Below are 15,418 nucleotides of genomic sequence, written 5' to 3'. Positions count from 1 at the left end.
GGCGAAGCCGCCCGGATCGCGCGCGCCGGACCCGGCTGGTCAGCCGGCGGGACCGGGCAATCGAGTACCCGTCGCGCGCGAGCGCAGGGCAGCCAGCAACGCGACGGCGACCAGGCCGGTGATCACCCCGAAGCCGAGCGTCGGATTCAGCGGGATGGCGATGCCGACCGCCCCACCGACGACCCAGAAGGTCTGCAGCAGCGTCTCCGACCAGGCAAAGACCCGGGCCCGCTGCCGGTCCGCGACCTCCCGCTGGATGAGGGCGTCGAGGCTGAGTTTGCCCAGTTGCGAGAAGAGCCCGGCGATCAGGCCGACCGCCACGAGCGTCCATACCGAATAGAAGAAGGTGACCGCGAGCGTGGCCGCTCCGGCGAGCGCGATCAGGACGGTTGCGATGACCTCCGGTGGGGGCAGGTGGCGCCGGTTGCCGATGAAACTCCCGGAGGCATTGCCCAACCCAGCGGCTCCGGCGACGAGCCCCAGCACCAGCGACCCGCTCATCCCCGCGATGGGGTGCACGCGCATGAGGAAGGCCATGAACAGGGTGAGGAAGCCCGAGAGCATCCGGGCACCCGTGCACACCCACAGGACGTAGCGCACCAGCACGGGCAACGCCCGCATCCGGCGCGCCGGGGTCGCGCTCTCGCCCTCGGCGAAGTCGGCCTCGCCGCGGTCGGAATCCACGCGGGCCGGCAGCCGGATGGCCAGGACGGTGCCGACGACATAGATGAGGAAGGCCGCGCGCAGCGACCACTCCGGGCCGATCTTGGCCAGCGCACCGGCGATCGCGCCGCCGGCGATCATGCCGAGCAGGCCGACGATATTGACCCGCGCATTGGCCTTGACCAGCGTGATCCCGTCGGGCAGCAGGCGAGGGACGGCGGCGGCGCGGGTCACGGCATACGACTTGCTGGCCACCAAAGCGCCGAGAGCGGCCGGGAAGAGCCAGGCCGAGTTCGTCACGAGGGCGCCGGCGAGGACCCAGCTGAGAAAGGCCCGGGTGGCCAAGGTGGTGCCGATCGCCCAGCGCCGCCCGTGTCGGAAGCGGTCCAGCAACGGCCCGATCAGGGGCGCCAGCAGCACGAAGGGCGCCATTGTCAGGGCCAGGAAGAGGGCGACCTTGCTGCGGGCCTCGTCGGTGGGCAGCGCGAAGACCGTTCCCGCGAGCGAGACCGTCAAGGCCGCGTCGCCGGCGACATTGACCGTATGCAGTTGGATCAGCCGCGCCAGGCCGCTCGCGTCCGCGCCGTCGGCCTGGGCGAAGGCCTGATAGCGGCGCGCGCCGGCCCGCGTCCCCTGGCCGATGGCGCGCGCCGTGCCGCGCCCGGTCGCGCGCGCACCGCGTCGAAGGGCCCGGCCGACGGTACGCATTCGTTCGCGGCGGGCGAGGGGCTCGGTGTCCTCATCCGTCCACTCGTCATACGTGCCGTCCGCGACGGTGTCGTCGCCGAGGTGCCGGTCGTCGTGCCGCGGCGCAGGGTCGCCGCGCCACCCGCGAGGCGGGGGCGGCGGAGGCGTCGGTCGGGCCACGGTCTCATCCTGACAAATCCCACCCACAACCCCAAGGATTCGGCGCGGACGACTCGTGCTCGATGTGGCGCGCCGGGTCACCTGGCAGGCTGGGGGAGTGACGAGCGAGCGCAATGTTCTGGGCGGGCCATTGCAGGAGTGCGGCCTGGATCCGGTGACCGGCTACTACCGCGACGGCAGCTGCAACTGCGGACCGGACGATCTCGGTCGCCATGCCGTGTGCGCCGTGATGACCGAGGACTTCCTCGCGCACCAGGCCGGCGTGGGCAACGACCTGGTCACGCCCCGTCCCGAATGGCACTTCCCCGGTCTGCGCCCTGGGGATCGCTGGTGCGTGGTCGCCGCCCGCTGGCTGCAGGCACATCAGGACGGGGCCGCGGCACCGGTCGTGCTCGCGGCCACCAATGAGCGAGCCCTCGAGATCATCGACCTCGCCGTCCTCCAGCGGTATGCCGTCGACGTCCCCGACGATCCCTCCGCCCTCCTCGACCACCCGCAAGCCTGACACCCCAAGCAGCCCCGCGCTCCGCCCGTCGAGCGGACAAATCCAGAACGTCGAGAGGACAATTCAGGCCGTCGAGTTGGGGCTGGGCGCGCCCGCTGACGAGTTCTGTTCACATCGCCATGTCGGGGAGTGTCCGCTGGTCACCACGCGGCCGGTGGCCCGGTGCGGTCTCAGAGTGTGACCGTGCCCCGGATCAGCGTGCGGGTCGAGCCGCCGATCCAGACGTCCTCGCCAAGCGCCTCGACGTAGACCCGGCCATCGCGTCCGAGCGCGGTGCCCTGGCGCGCGACATACTGGCTCGGCAGCCGGCCGGCGCTGATCAGCCATTGGGCGATCCCGGCGTTCAGGCTGCCGGTCACCGGGTCCTCCTCGAGCCCCTGGCCGTCGCTGAAGAAGGCTCGCACTTCGACATCCGCCGGCCCGCCGCCGTCATGGCGGCCGACCACGCCGAAAGAGATCCCGCGGGCCAGCACCGGGTCGGGATCAAGGGCGAGCACGGCCGCGGCGGACGTCAGTTCCACACCGATCCAGGCCGGCCCGTTCTGGATCCATTCGGCGGCGAGCACGTCACCAGGTGCGAGCGCGCACGCCCGTCCGATCCGCGCCAGCACGTCGTGATCCACCGGTCCGGTGCGGGTCAGTGGTGGCGCGGCGAACGCCAGTCGCTCACCCCGGCGCACCGGCACCAGCCCGGCGCCACACTCTTGGATCACCACACCGTCCGTCTGGGGCACACCGCCGGCCTCGAGCCAGGCGTGGGCGGTTCCCAGGGTGGGGTGACCGGCGAAAGGGAGTTCCTTGCCGGTCGTGAAGATGCGCACGCAATAGTCCGCGTCGGGATGCGTGGGCGGGAGCAGGAAGGTCGTCTCGGAGAGATTGGTCCAGTTGGCGAAGGCCGCCATTTGCGCGTCGGTCAGGTCATCCGCGTCATGCACGACCGCAAGCGGATTGCCGCGCAGGCCCGCCGAACCGAATACGTCGATTTGACGAAAGTCCATGACCCGCAACCCTACCCACGCTTCAGAACTCGGGCTCTAGAGTTTCCGTGTGCTCCGGAGTCGGCAGTGGCCGGCGCGCGGCGAGCAGATGCCAGGTCCACAGCGCGAGGCACCCGGCGCACAGAACCACGGCAGCAATCGCAAAATCCCGCACCGCTCCGGCAAGCGAGGGCACGAGCCAAGCGGTGACGGACGCATTGAAGATCAGACCCTGGCAGGCGCCCAGCGAGGCCGCAGCGCCGCGGTTGGCGGGGAAGAGATCGAGAAGGGAGAGTTGCGTTGTCGGGTAGGCCACGCACGCACCGAAGGTCATCACCGACGGCGCGATGATCGCGCTGGGCACGGTGGCAGCACCCGGCAGGCTCGCCAGCGCCACGCCGAGGAGCGCCCCCAGGGCGGTGATCCCGAAGCCGATGCTGATGATCGCCCGGCCACCGATCCGCCCCGCGGTCCGCCCGCTGACCCACGACCCCAGGATCACGCCCGCCACCATCGGGAAGAAGAGCACCCAGTAGTCGCTCTCCCCGCGGCCGAGCAGACCGGCAACGTAGATGGCGGCGCCACCGATATAGATGAACCACGACGCCTGCGCCAGCAGCGCCGCCCAGGCCAGCCGCTGGTAGGCCAGATCACGGGCGACTCGGCCCAGCGGCTGCAGCACCCCGCCGATCGACAGCGAGGTGCGCCGGCTCGCCGGGTGGGTCTCCGGAAGGAGGAGGGTCACCGCCGAGATCAGCGCGAGCGCGATCCCGGCCTGGAAGACGAAGATCACCGGCCAGCGGCCGATCTGCAGCAGTGCGCCGCCGACGACCGGGGCGATCGCGGGGGCCAGGCCGAAGATCATGGTCACGCGGCTCATCAATCGCTGCGCCTCGGCGCCCTCGAAAAGGTCGCGGATGATCGTTCGGCTGACGATGACACCGCCCCCGGCGGAGATGCCTTGGGCCACCCGGCAGAGCAGCAAGACCGCCAGGTTGGGAGCGAAGGCCGCTGCGAGAGAGGCGATCCCGTATGCCGTGACTCCTGCGAGCATCACCGGCTTGCGTCCCAGCGCGTCCGAGATCGGCCCGTGGAAGACGCTCATCGCGCCGAAGGCGAAGAGATAGGCGCTGACGACGAGCTGCATCTGCGCCGCGTCGACCCCGAAGTCCGTGCCCATCTGTGGGAAGGCCGGAAAGGGTGCATCGATGCTGAACGGGCCGAGCGTCGAGAGCCCGGCAAGCACCAGCGGAATCACGATCGTCGCTCGTCGACGCGACAACGATGTGGCGGCGCTCACATCGCGCCTGTCGGCCGATGGGCGCGGAGGGGAGCGGACGGCATACGGCAAGCATGGCAAGGTGCGCCGCGCAGGGCCTTCCCTGTTCGCGGTCGAGTTGCCATCATGGGATGGCGCGAGGGAGGCGACGATGAAGGGACAAGTCGGCACGGCTGTGCTGGCGGCACTGGGTGCGACGGGCGTGGGTCTGGCCGCAGCCACAGCGGCCATTTCCGGCGTGAGCCCACGCGAGGGTGAGCCCGGACTCGACATCCAGGTCGTCGCGAGCGGGCTGGACATCCCCTGGGATCTCGACTTCATCGACGCGACGCATTATCTGCTCACCGAACGCCCCGGCCGGCTGTGGCTGGGGTCGACCGCGCCCGGCAGCACCTTGCAGAGGGTGTCGGCGCCGCTGGGGGACCTGAATCTCGCCAAACCGGGGGGCCTGATGGGCCTGGTCGTGGATCCCGGCTTCGCGACCAATCGCCTCTTCTACACCTGTCAGACCCACAAGGCGCCGAATGACGTCCGCGTCGTGCGCTGGCGCCTCAACGCTGCCGGGACCGTCGCGTCGCGGGTGGGCGCGCCCGTCATCGCCGGCATACCGTTCGGCCAACCGCATTTCGGCTGCCGACTGCTCAACGCCCCGGACGGCGCGTTGATGATCGGCACCGGCGACGCGGGCCAGGCGGGCGCTCCGCAGAATCGCGACAGCCTGGCCGGCAAGATCCTGCGCGTGCGCCGCTCGGGCGCAGTCCCCGCCGGCAACCCGTGGGCGAGCGCGACCACGCCGCGTCGCTTCGTGTGGAACTACGGGCACCGCAATGTCCAAGGCCTTGCTCTCCGGCCGGGCACGACGCAGATCTTCAATGCTGAGCACGGGCCGGACTGGGACGACGAGGTCAACCAGGTCAAGAAGGCGGCGAACTACGGCTGGAACCCCGTCGACCCGTCCGGGGCTCCCGGCTATTACCAGCAGGTCCCGATGACCGACCTCGTGAAATTTCCGAAAGCCATTGCGGCCGTGTGGTCCTCGGGGGTGCCGACGCTCGCAACCAGTGGGATGAGTTTTGTCACTGGTGCCGCTTGGGGGGCGTATGACGGTCAGGCTTTCGTCGCGCAACTCAAGGGCTCGGCCGTGCTCACCTTGACGATGGATGCTGCCGGCGCCGTCACGGCAGTGGGCTCGGTGCCCGAGCTGGCCGGGACGTATGGCCGCCTGCGCACCATCCGCCAGGCACCGGACGGTGCGCTCTACATCCTGACCTCGAACGGCAGCGCGAGCGATGTCGTGCTGCGGGTGACCCCGGTCGCGCCCTGAAAGGTCGAACCCTAGGCCGTGGTGACGAAACCATGGATGCGACGTTCAGGGCGCCGCGACCTATTTGGGGGGCTGGGTGGTGCCGTTCCAGGTGTTGCCCTGCTTGGCCCAGTAGCCCGCGACATACGCGCCGAGGTTGATATAACCGAAGCTGTTGTTGGTGAACTTGCTCCCGCCGATGGCGCCGATCGACAGCCCGGCGGCCCCCCTGCGTCCCCCGATGGCCTTGTTGCCGTCGACGATCGAATACCAGGTGCTGGTGTCCTTGCTGGGCAGCTTGAGGACGGCGTCCTTCATGCGGAAGCCGAAGCCGAGGATCTTGAAGTTGCTGGCCACATTGTTGCGCCAGGTGTTGCCCCAGCCGGACATCTCGTCGTTGTAACCGATGGGGGCGTTGACGACGTTGTTGTTCTCGAAGAGGTTGTAGCTCGCGTCGACATCGGTGGCGATGCCGCGGCCGTCATCGCCCAGGTCGTGGACATAGTTGTTGGCCACGTGGTTGTAGTTGGAGGCCGTGCCGAGGCGGATGCCCTCCTGCATAAAGTGGCTGCCTGCCGAGTCCGCGATGTGCGAGACGTCGTTGCCGGTGATCTCCCAGAAGTTGCTGAAGGTGATGATCCAGACGCCTGGGCCGGTGCCGCACGCGACATTGGTGATGGTGTTGTCCTTGATGGCCCCGAAGCGGGCAAAGCTGGCGTGAATGCCCCGGCCGGACATTTTGTTGCCGGTGATCTCGATGTGGTCGGAGGGGTTGAGTCCGCGCCCGAGCACCTTGGAGAGATAACTGACCGCATCCTTGGCCCCCGTGGGGTCGTATTTGAAGGTGCCGGGGACCTTGCGGCGAGGCTCCCAGACGTGCGCGTCGACGAGATCGTCGTGCCAGGTGTAGACCTCGTAACCGCCGCCGCCATTGATGTAGACGCCGTTGACGATGGTCAGCTTGCTGAAATTCCAGTAGTCGGAGCCAGCTTGGATCAAGATCGTGCGGTTGGGAGAGGGCTTGCGGTTGTCGCAGCTCTCGGTGGGCTGGGTGGACGTGACGATGACCTCGCCGTCACCGGCCGAGGTGATGGTGATCGGCAGCCCGGGCTTTCCCGACTTACGGATGATCAACTGCTGGGAGTAGGTCCCCTTGTGCACCCGAATTGTCGTGCCGGGAGTGGCCTTGTTGATGGCCGCCTGGATGGTCTTCAAGGGCGCGGCCGCGGTGCCGGCGTTCGTGTCCTTGCCGGTCACCGCGACGTCGATGGTCGTCCCGGCGGCGGTGGCGGGTGCGGGCTGGAGAGCGAGCGCAGCCATGCCGAGGACCGGCAGGCTGGCGAGCATGTTTCGGGCGGTCATGTGGTGGTCCCCCAAGGTCGATCGGTCGGCTGAACTGCGGAGTTTCCGGGCAACCTACCGGAGAACGGGCCCTGTGGTCGATGCTTGATGTCCCGCGGCCAGGTGAACGCGATGGCCAAGTCGTAGCTTCTCCACAGCTTCGTGACAGCTTGGGCGCGCAGAGTTCAGCTCACGTCGGGGCGCCTGGGCGCCCACATTCGATCACGAGGAGTGCATCACCATGGCATCCAAGCGGGCCAATCTGACCGCCGTCACCGTCGGCGCTGCTGGGCTCTTGCTGGCCGGCGGCGGCGCCATCGCGTATGCCGCGTCGTCGGATTCCACCCCCAATACGACGTCTACGTCCGCGCCCTCCGGCTCCACGTCGGGCAGCGAGGGCGGCACCACCGGCAAGCAGGACTTCCGCGGGAGCGGCGGGCACGCTCATACGCCGGTGACGGGTGCGGAGTTGACGAAGGTGACCGACGCGATCAAGGCGAAGGACTCGGCCGTCACGGTTGCGGGCGTGCAGAAGGATGAGGACGGGTCGTATGACGCGTTCGGCACGAAGGCGGGTGCGCCGGTGCGTGTCCAGGTGTCGGCGGATCTGAAGACGATCACCGTCGAGACCGGCCTGGGCCGTGGTCCTGGCGGGATGGGCGGGGGCGCTCATACGCCGGTGACGGGTGCGGAGTTGACGAAGGTCACGGACGCGATCAAGGCGAAGGATTCGGCCGTCACGGTTGCGGGCGTGCAGAAGGATGAGGACGGGTCGTATGACGCGTTCGGCACGAAGGCGGGTGCGCCGGTGCGTGTCCAGGTGTCGGCGGATCTGAAGACGATCACCGTCGAGACCGGCCTGGGCCGTGGTCCTGGCGGGATGGGCGGCCACCACGGCATGGATGGCGATCACGGCATGGCTGGACAGCCCGGGATGGATGGCCAGAGCGGCACCGGCCAGGGCGGCGTCACCGACCCGCGCCTACCCGGCTCCACGGCGTCGCCGACCAACTGAGGATCGCGACCTCGCCCTCGGCGCGGCTGACTCCGCGTTGGTGCGGCACAGTGGGTGGGTGCCGACTCTCGCCGACCAATTCCGCCAGCATTTTGGGCACCGCGAGCACCTCTACGGCGTCCTACTCGACCACCTGGCCGACGACCTGGACGCCGGTGGCGTCACGGCCCTGATCTGCCGCGATGTCGTCGGCACCGCGAGTCGGGGCGATGCGGTGCAATTGCGCCTCCTGGCCGGGCTCTTCCGCATCGTGCTGCGCGGTGAGGCGCCCCCACTCGCGGCGTTCTATCCGAGTCTTGGTGGGGCCGCCCCGGCCGACGGCGTCTGGCCGGTCGCGGAGCCCGTGCTGCTCGCGCACGTCGAGGAGTTGCGGGCAGCGCTGGCGATCCCGCCGCAGACCAATGAGGTCGGCCGGTCAGCGATGCTCGCCGTCGGCCTGTTCGCGGCGGTCCGGGTGAGCGGGATCAGGCGCGTGCGACTGCTCGAGCCCGGCGCATCGGCCGGCCTGAACCTCAATGTCGACCGATATCGCATCACCGGACCGGGCTGGGCGTGGGGATCGCCATCGAGTCCGTTGGTGCTCGACACGCAGGCGGCCGACGCCGGGCCGGTCGACCTGGAGATCGTCGAGCGGCGCGGTTGTGACCTCGATCCCGTCGCTGCCTCGACCCCGGAGGGCGCGCGCTATCTGACGTCCTTCGTGTGGCCCTTCGACCTCGCGCGGCACGAGCGCTTGGCGGCGGCGCTGGACATCGGGCGAGCCCACCCCGTGGCCGTCGACCTTGCCGGTGCGTCCGCGTGGTTGGCATCTCAACTGGCGCAGCCCCGAGGCGACGTCCTGACGGTCGTCTGGCAATCGATCACCGAACAGTATTGGCCCGCAGCGGAATCCGCTGCAGTCCGCGACGTTGTCGCGTCTGCACGAGCCCGTATGCCGTTGGCCCACCTGAGCATGGAGGGCGTGCCGCCGCGCCAGACGGGAGGCGGCTACGACATCTCCACCCATGGGCCCGAGCTGCGCCTCGACGGCCGGCTGATCGCCCGTAGCCACCACCACGGCCCGCCCGTGCTTCTCCTGCCCGAGCCCCGAGCGGTCGGCGGAAGCAAGGGTCACCTCGGCTGATTTCGATACCCCATGAGGTATAGCGTCGCGGTATGGCCACACTGGTGATCCTGGGGGCCGGAACAGCCGGCACGATGCTTGCGAACCGGCTTCGGCGCCGCCTCGGTCCTGATGACTCGATCACCGTCGTCGACCGCGACGATGCGCATCACTACCAGCCCGGCTATCTCTTCATTCCCTTCGGCAAGTCCACTCCGGAGCGCGTCGTGCGATCCCGACGCGGCCAACTTGCCGACGGTGTGACCTTTGTCGAAGGCGCGGTGACACGCGTGGACCCCGAGCGGCGGGCGGTGTCGCTCGCCGACGGGCGGGAGCTGGCATACGACTGGCTGGTCATCGCGTCCGGCACCTCGCCTCGGCCTGAGCAGACTCCCGGGTTGGCGGACGAGAAAATTTGGCGGACAAGGGCATTCGACTTCTACACACTTGCCGGTTCGACCGCGCTGCGTCAGGCGCTTGCTGACTTCGACGGTGGCCGGCTGTTGGTGCACATCAGCGAGATGCCGATCAAGTGCCCGGTTGCGCCTCTGGAGTTTGCTCTTCTGGCAGACGACTACTTCCGCGGTCGCCGCATTCGCCACAAGGTCGACATCACGTATGTCACTCCGCTCGACGGTGCCTTCACCAAGCCGGTCGCGTCGAAGCGGCTCGGCGGGCTGTTGGAGGATCGCAGCATCCGGCTAGCCACCGACTTCGCGATCGAGCGTGTCGACCCCGAAGCGCCGGCGCTGGTCGGGTTCGACGGCCGGCGGCTGCCCTTCGACCTGCTCGTCACCGTCCCGGTCAACATGGGGGCGCAGTTCGTCATCGACTCCGGCCTCGGTGATGATCTCGGCTTCGTCCCGGTCGACAAGCACACCCTGCAGTCGTCCGCGCACGAGCGGATCTTCGCGATCGGCGACGCCACCAATGTCCCGACGTCGAAGGCGGGGGCAGTGGCACACTTCGAAGCCGAGCATGTCGTCGACAATCTGGTCGCGGCCATGGCCGGCCGGCCCCTGACGAGTCATTACGACGGGCACGCCAACTGCTTCGTCGAATCCGGGCGCGGCAAGGCGATGCTGCTCGACTTCAACTACGACACCGAGCCGCTGACGGGGGTCTTCCCCTATCCACCGGTGGGCCCGCTGACCCTGCTCGGTGAGTCGCGACGCAACCACCTCGGCAAGCTCGCCTTCGAGAAGATCTATTGGAATCTCCTGCTGCCCGGGCACCCGCTTCCCGTCCCCAACGCGATGTCGATGGCCGGCAAGGTCCCGGCCGGAAAGGCCTGACCACGATGCCCACCAACACCATCGAGGGCTACACCTTCGCCGTCAACGACGAGGGCTTCTTTACCGATCGCACGCAGTGGAGCGAGCCACTCGCGGCGGTCCTCGCCGAACTCGTCGGGATTGAACACTTGACCGAGAAGCACTGGGCGCCATTGCATTTCATGCGCGATGACGCCGCCAAAACCGGCGTGACCCCGACCCTGCGCCGGATGCAGGCCGTCGGCGGCTTCGACGTCAAGGACCTCTTCGCCCTCTTCCCCGGCAAGCCCGCCAAGAAGATGGCCTATCTCGCCGGCCTGCCCAAGCCGGTCGGCTGCGTCTGATCGTCCAGGACCCACGATGCGCACCATTCCCAAAGGCTTCATCCTCCCCGACTTCGGCGGCCACCCCCCGGCTCCGGTCGCGAGCGACGTGCCGAGCACGTATGTCGCCCCCGCCGCCCCTACCGGCCCGCGCAAGCTCGCCCTGATCTGCTCCAAGGGCAACCTCGACATGGCCTATCCCGGCCTGATCCTCGGCAACGCCGCCGCGGGTGAGGGCGTGGAGGTGCACATCTTCTTCACCTTCTGGGGCCTGGACATCATCAACAAGAAGACCAATGCCGACCTGAAGTTCACGATGCTGGGCAATACGGCGATGCACATGGCCGAGCTCGGCTACCTGCGCCCCGGCTTGGAGCACAAGTCGATGCCGCAACTGATAGGCCAGCTGCCCGGCATGACGGCAATCGCCACCACGATGATGAAGAAGCAGATGGCCGACTTGGAGATCCCGGACGTCCCGGAGTTCCTCGACCTGCTCGAAGCGGCCGGGGTGCACATGTATGCCTGCAAGCTCTCCTTCGACATGATGAAGATGCTCGAAGCTGATCTGCACCCGGGCGTCGAGGGCGTCATCAGCGCTGCCGACTTCATCGAGATCAGCGCCGGCGCCCAGACCATCTTTGTCTGACTCCCTCCCCGCTCCCGCCCCCCACCGACGATGAGGGGGTGCGCGGGCCGGTTGGGTCAGCCAACCGGTGCCAGGTCCGCAGTCTTCGCCGCAGCCCTAGGCTCTTCGTCCGCGAGTTGCGCGGTCAGGCCTGCTCCTTCGACGTCCACATTCGGCACCACCCGGTCGAGCCACTTCGGCATCCACCAGGCCCGCTCACCGAGCAGGTGCATGATCGCGGGGGTCAGCGTCATCCGGACCAGGACGGCGTCGACGACGACACCGACGGCCAGGCTCAGGCCGATCGGCCGGATCATCGTCAGGTGGGAGAAGACGAAGCCGCCAAACACCGAGAACATGATCAGCGCCGCGGCCGTGACGACCTTCGCGCCGTGCAGGAAGCCGGTGCGCACGGCGCGCCGCGCGGGCTCCCCGTGGACGTGCGCCTCGCGCATGCCCGACACCATGAACATCTGGTAGTCCATGGCCAGGCCAAAAAGCACGCCGATGAGGATGATCGGGGTGAACGACATGATCGGCCCGGGCTGAGTCACGCCGAAAACGTTTGCCAGCCAACCCCATTGGTAGACAGCGACGGTGACGCCGAAGGCGGCAGCCACGCTCAGGAGGAAGCCGGCGGTCGCGATGACCGGCACCAGGACCGAGCGGAAGACCAGGAGCAGGATGACCAGCGAGAGCCCGACAACCGTCGCGAGGTAGCCGGGGAGTGCGTTGGCCAGCCGCTGGGAGATCTCGATATTCGCGACGGTCTGACCGGTGATGCCGATCGTGCTGCCGGTCTCGTCGCCGATGAAGGCCAGCCGCTCGGAGAGGGCATGCACGGTCTCGACGGTCTCCGCATCGGCCGGCCCAGAGGTGGGGACGACCTGAAGTGCGATGACCGATTTGTCGTCGGACACGCCGGCGACGGCAACGCTGCGCACGCCCGTGACGCCGGCCAGGCGAGTCGCCAGCTCACTTTCGGTGGCCCGCAGCGCCTCGTCGGTCGTGGCCGGCGCGTCCAGCGTCGCCACAGCGAGGATCGGCCCGTTCATCCCCTTGCCGAACTCCGATCCGACTCTCTGATAGGTGGCGTAGGCCGTGCTGGTGCGGGGCTCGGTCCCGCCGTCCGGCAGGCCGAGCCGCAGGGTCAGCGCGGGCGACGCGAGCACCGCGACCAGGGCGATGACGCCGGCGATGGTGAGCCAGGGCTTGCGGGTGATCAGGGCGACATACCACCCGCCGTGCTCCTCCTCGTGCTCCTGGCCAGAGGCGGGAGCGACGCGCGTGGCATGGTCGCCGGGGACGGCATACCCGCTGGCGCGCCAGGTGCGCTTGCTCGCGACGCGCGGGCCCATCAGGCGCAGCAGCGCCGGGGTAAGGGTCAGCGCGACCAGCACCGAGACGGCGACCGTGCCGGCGGCGACCAAGCCCATCTGGGCCAGCATCGGTATCCCCGACAACACCAAGGCGGCGAGGGCGATCACCACGGTCGCTCCGGCGAAGGCCACGGCGCTGCCCGCGGTCCCGACGGCTCGGCCGATCGAGGCACGCAGGTCGATGCCGTGGAGATACATCTGCCGGTGCTTGTTGACGATGAAGAGCGCATAGTCGATGCCGACCGCTAGGCCGAGCATCAAGGCGAGCGACGGGGTCATCTGGTTCATCGTGAAGAAGTGCGTGGCCGCCACTGCGCCGCCGAGTCCGACGCCGACGCCGAGCAGGGCACCCGCGATCGGCAGGCCCGCGGCGATCAGGGTGCCGAGCATGACGATCAGCACGATGAGGGCGATGGCCAGGCCGATCACCTCACCGGGACCGACGAGGGAGAGCTCCTGGGAGATCTCGGAGGAATAGGTCGCCGTCACTCCCGCGGCCGCGAGTTCGGCGCCGATCTCGGGGATTTGCGCCCGCACCTCATACGGCACGGACGGGGCATTGGTGTCGAACTGGATCTGCGCGACGGCATACCGCCCGTCCTTGGTGACGAAGCGCATCCCGTCCATCGCGGCAACCTGGCTGCGCCCCTGCTCGTATGCCGTCCGCGCGGCTTCGAGCTTGTCGCGCCCCTCGCTCCACTTGCGTTCGCCTTCGGCGAGTTGATATTCCGCGTCGGCGACCTGCGGTCGGAGGGTCTTCAGGCCCGGGTCCTTCGGGTTCTTCTGCTCCGCGAGGCGGATCAGGCCCTGGCCCTGGGCGAGCTTGTAGTGGGCGTCGTCGAGCTTGGTCCGGTTGGCGTCCAGCTCGGCGAAACCCTTGTCGAGGTCAGTCTTGGCGTCATCGAGCTTCTTGGCCGACGAGTCGAGTTGATCTTGCGCGACAAAGGGATTCATCACCGAGGTGACGTGCGGAAGCTTGGCCCACTTGGTCTCGGTGGCCTTGATCGCCGCTTCCTGCGCGGGCGTGAACGAGCCCGTTGAGCTTTCGAAGACGACCGTCCCGAAGCCGCCGCTCAGGCGCGGGATGGAGTCGCCGAGCTCGGTCATGACGCGCTGGAAGTTGCTGCCGGGGATGGTGAACTGGTTGGCCATCGGTGTGCCGAAACTTGCGGCAGCGCCGCCGACGGCCAAGAGGATGGCCACCCAGAGGGCGATGACGCGACCGGCGCGGTCGGCGCACCAGCGGCCTAGACGGTAGAGAAATGTAGCCATAAGAACGACTTTCGCGTCGAAGTTTCAGACGACCGCTGCAGCGTCGAAGCCGGTCCGGAGGGTGTGTACGTTGCGCGCAAGGAGAGCCTGGAACTCGGCACAACTCTCGGGTGTCAGCGCCCGGTCGGTGCGCTCGGCCCACACATGGATGGCCGCTTGGGTGCCGGCCGTCACCGCGAGGGCGAGGTGCACGGCATACAGGGCGTCCGTGCCGGCCGGCAGGCGTCTGCGCAGGTGATCGATCAACCACGGCAGCCAGGCGTCGACCGCACCGTGCAGGACCGCCCGGGCCTGCAGGTCGGGCGCGCCCACGGAACCGAGTTGGAGGATGCGTTGCAGGAAGGCCGGGTCGGCCGGGCCGCCGAGCATCAGTTCGAGCGATTCCATGACGCTCTCGTCGGCAGGCCGGTCGTTCAGGCGCCCCTTGAGGTCTTCGAGGAATTCGCCGATGCCGTGGGCGAGCGCGGCTTCCACGCTGGGGAAGTAGTTGAAGAAGGTCCGGCGTGACACGCCCGCGCGCGCCGCGACGGCGTCCGCGTTGACTGCGCCGAGCCCGCGTTCCGCGACGAGCCCGTATGCCGAGTCCACCAGTGCCGTCGTTGTCTGCGCCTTCTTGCGCTCGCGGAGATTGTCGATGGCACAGTCACGGAGTAGCACGTACCCATTATGGCTCTCAAGATGCACTTAGTGCAAGTTTGCCTGTGGTGCAAATAGGTGGACTTTACGGGGACGGGGGGTTACGACTAGGGGATGACCATGGACTCTGACCCGATGGCGAGCCCGACGACGGAACAGTTGGTCGCTCGGCTGCGAGCGATCCTGAGCGTCGAACGCTTGCGGGCCATGAAGGCGCGCGATGCGTCGGCGCGCGCTGCCACGCGCGCTGCGCTCGCTGCCCTCGATAATGCTGAAGCCGTGCCGATCGAGTCGGTGCCCGCTTCGGGGGCGATCGAGGCCAGCGCCATCGGCGTGGGGGCGGCCGACGTCGAGCGAGGGGTGTTGACCTGGGCCGACGCGCGGGCCGTCGTCGAGCGCGAGATCGCTGAGCACGAGCACGCGGCCCACACTTTTCAACGACCCGGTGATCGCCAGGATGAGCGGGCGGCGGATTTGCTCAGGCAAGCCGCCGTCCTCCGAGAGGTGCTCGATCGAGTCGAGGGGTCGGCCTGAGCACGAGGCTCCGACTTGGTCTGCGTCATGCTGCGGGTGATCGCCAGGTGAGCGGGGGCCACCTCGCTCAGGCATGCTGCCGCCCTGGGCGCGCATGGCCCTGTCCGGAAGCGACAATTTCTGCACGCCCGATTGGAGCCCTGCGCGTGCTCCCGTCACACCGAGCGGCGAGTGCACAGCTTGATGCGCGGAATCGAAGGCGCGTGCGCATGCGGCGTCAGGCGGATGTTCGTCGCCATTGGGTGAGGTGGGTGTCGTAGCTGCCGGGGGTGAGGTTCCAGATGACGCGGTGCCGGGCTTGGTGGGGGTCGTCGGGGGTC

Annotated in this window: 14 protein-coding genes; 8 read left to right on the top strand and 6 right to left on the bottom strand. The window is 68.5% G+C overall.

All coding sequences use genetic code 11. The features are described 5' to 3' along the window. Positions 1–39: 39 nt before the first annotated feature. Positions 40–1,530, bottom strand: coding sequence for an MFS transporter (locus ABD209_RS04560; RefSeq protein WP_344062753.1), 1,491 nt, complete (start codon positions 1,528–1,530; stop codon positions 40–42). 97 nt (positions 1,531–1,627) lie between these two features. Here ABD209_RS04560 and ABD209_RS04555 point away from each other — a divergent pair, with 97 nt between their 5' ends. Beyond that, positions 1,628–2,035: a DUF2237 family protein gene (locus ABD209_RS04555; protein ID WP_344062751.1), complete on the top strand. Its 408-nt coding sequence runs from the start codon at positions 1,628–1,630 to the stop codon at positions 2,033–2,035. Between the two features lie 170 nt (positions 2,036–2,205). Here the strand turns inward: ABD209_RS04555 and ABD209_RS04550 are convergent, their stop codons facing one another. Both ABD209_RS04550 and ABD209_RS04545 read right to left on the bottom strand, forming a co-directional pair. Beyond that, on the bottom strand, positions 2,206–3,033 hold the full coding sequence (locus ABD209_RS04550) for a PhzF family phenazine biosynthesis protein (RefSeq protein WP_344062748.1): 828 nt from the start codon (positions 3,031–3,033) through the stop codon (positions 2,206–2,208). 22 nt (positions 3,034–3,055) lie between these two features. Beyond that, positions 3,056–4,312 carry a multidrug effflux MFS transporter gene (locus ABD209_RS04545; protein ID WP_344062745.1) on the bottom strand — a complete coding sequence of 419 codons (1,257 nt, stop codon included), beginning with the start codon at positions 4,310–4,312 and terminating at the stop codon, positions 3,056–3,058. Positions 4,313–4,442: 130 nt separating this feature from the next. On the opposite strand from ABD209_RS04545, the gene ABD209_RS04540 reads away from it, so the two are divergent. Next, positions 4,443–5,615 carry a PQQ-dependent sugar dehydrogenase gene (locus ABD209_RS04540; protein WP_344062743.1) on the top strand — a complete coding sequence of 391 codons (1,173 nt, stop codon included), beginning with the start codon at positions 4,443–4,445 and terminating at the stop codon, positions 5,613–5,615. 60 nt (positions 5,616–5,675) lie between these two features. On the opposite strand, the gene ABD209_RS04535 is transcribed toward ABD209_RS04540, so the two are convergent. Then, positions 5,676–6,956 carry a DUF1565 domain-containing protein gene (locus tag ABD209_RS04535; RefSeq protein ID WP_344062740.1) on the bottom strand — a complete coding sequence of 427 codons (1,281 nt, stop codon included), beginning with the start codon at positions 6,954–6,956 and terminating at the stop codon, positions 5,676–5,678. Positions 6,957–7,176: 220 nt separating this feature from the next. Between ABD209_RS04535 and ABD209_RS04530 the strand changes: the two genes are divergently transcribed. From ABD209_RS04530 to ABD209_RS04510, 5 genes are read left to right on the top strand one after another with little or no spacing between them, the layout of a single operon-like run. After that, positions 7,177–7,950, top strand: a complete 774-nt coding sequence (locus tag ABD209_RS04530) for a hypothetical protein (RefSeq protein ID WP_344062737.1) — start codon at positions 7,177–7,179, stop codon at positions 7,948–7,950. 58 nt (positions 7,951–8,008) lie between these two features. Continuing rightward, on the top strand, positions 8,009–9,073 hold the full coding sequence (locus tag ABD209_RS04525) for a DUF2332 domain-containing protein (RefSeq protein WP_344062734.1): 1,065 nt from the start codon (positions 8,009–8,011) through the stop codon (positions 9,071–9,073). A gap of 32 nt (positions 9,074–9,105) precedes the next feature. Continuing rightward, positions 9,106–10,347: a type III sulfide quinone reductase, selenoprotein subtype gene (sqr, locus tag ABD209_RS04520; protein WP_344062731.1), complete on the top strand. Its 1,242-nt coding sequence runs from the start codon at positions 9,106–9,108 to the stop codon at positions 10,345–10,347. A 5-nt stretch (positions 10,348–10,352) separates the two neighbouring features. After that, positions 10,353–10,670 carry a TusE/DsrC/DsvC family sulfur relay protein gene (locus tag ABD209_RS04515; RefSeq protein WP_344062728.1) on the top strand — a complete coding sequence of 106 codons (318 nt, stop codon included), beginning with the start codon at positions 10,353–10,355 and terminating at the stop codon, positions 10,668–10,670. A 16-nt stretch (positions 10,671–10,686) separates the two neighbouring features. Further along, positions 10,687–11,298 (top strand): DsrE/DsrF/DrsH-like family protein, encoded by a 612-nt coding sequence (locus tag ABD209_RS04510; RefSeq protein ID WP_344062725.1) that lies wholly within the window; start codon positions 10,687–10,689, stop codon positions 11,296–11,298. A gap of 56 nt (positions 11,299–11,354) precedes the next feature. Here ABD209_RS04510 and ABD209_RS04505 read toward each other — a convergent pair whose 3' ends face one another. After that, a complete protein-coding gene (locus ABD209_RS04505) occupies positions 11,355–13,928 on the bottom strand; it encodes an MMPL family transporter (protein WP_344062721.1) in 2,574 nt (857 codons plus the stop codon). Between the two features lie 24 nt (positions 13,929–13,952). After that, complete coding sequence (locus tag ABD209_RS04500) at positions 13,953–14,585, bottom strand: TetR family transcriptional regulator (RefSeq protein ID WP_344062718.1); 633 nt, start codon at positions 14,583–14,585, stop codon at positions 13,953–13,955. Between the two features lie 93 nt (positions 14,586–14,678). Here ABD209_RS04500 and ABD209_RS04495 point away from each other — a divergent pair, with 93 nt between their 5' ends. Continuing rightward, complete coding sequence (locus tag ABD209_RS04495) at positions 14,679–15,098, top strand: hypothetical protein (protein ID WP_344062715.1); 420 nt, start codon at positions 14,679–14,681, stop codon at positions 15,096–15,098. Positions 15,099–15,418: the final 320 nt, after the last annotated feature.

The sequence above is a fragment of the Nostocoides vanveenii genome (genome assembly GCF_039531165.1).
Classification (GTDB): domain Bacteria; phylum Actinomycetota; class Actinomycetes; order Actinomycetales; family Dermatophilaceae; genus Nostocoides_A; species Nostocoides_A vanveenii.
Note: the sequence above shows the minus strand (reverse complement) of the source record. Positions and strands in the feature narration are given on the sequence as shown.

Excerpts from the sequence above, each read along its gene's own strand:
- ABD209_RS04510 (WP_344062725.1), top strand. The coding sequence starts at position 10,687 with ATGCGCACCATTCCCAAAGGCTTCATCCTCCCCGACTTCGGCGGCCAC.
- ABD209_RS04550 (WP_344062748.1), bottom strand. The coding sequence starts at position 3,033 with ATGGACTTTCGTCAAATCGACGTATTCGGTTCGGCGGGCCTGCGCGGC.
- ABD209_RS04540 (WP_344062743.1), top strand. The coding sequence starts at position 4,443 with ATGAAGGGACAAGTCGGCACGGCTGTGCTGGCGGCACTGGGTGCGACG.
- ABD209_RS04535 (WP_344062740.1), bottom strand. The coding sequence starts at position 6,956 with ATGACCGCCCGAAACATGCTCGCCAGCCTGCCGGTCCTCGGCATGGCT.
- ABD209_RS04530 (WP_344062737.1), top strand. The coding sequence starts at position 7,177 with ATGGCATCCAAGCGGGCCAATCTGACCGCCGTCACCGTCGGCGCTGCT.
- ABD209_RS04505 (WP_344062721.1), bottom strand. The coding sequence starts at position 13,928 with ATGGCTACATTTCTCTACCGTCTAGGCCGCTGGTGCGCCGACCGCGCC.
- ABD209_RS04515 (WP_344062728.1), top strand. The coding sequence starts at position 10,353 with ATGCCCACCAACACCATCGAGGGCTACACCTTCGCCGTCAACGACGAG.
- sqr (WP_344062731.1), top strand. The coding sequence starts at position 9,106 with ATGGCCACACTGGTGATCCTGGGGGCCGGAACAGCCGGCACGATGCTT.
- ABD209_RS04495 (WP_344062715.1), top strand. The coding sequence starts at position 14,679 with ATGACCATGGACTCTGACCCGATGGCGAGCCCGACGACGGAACAGTTG.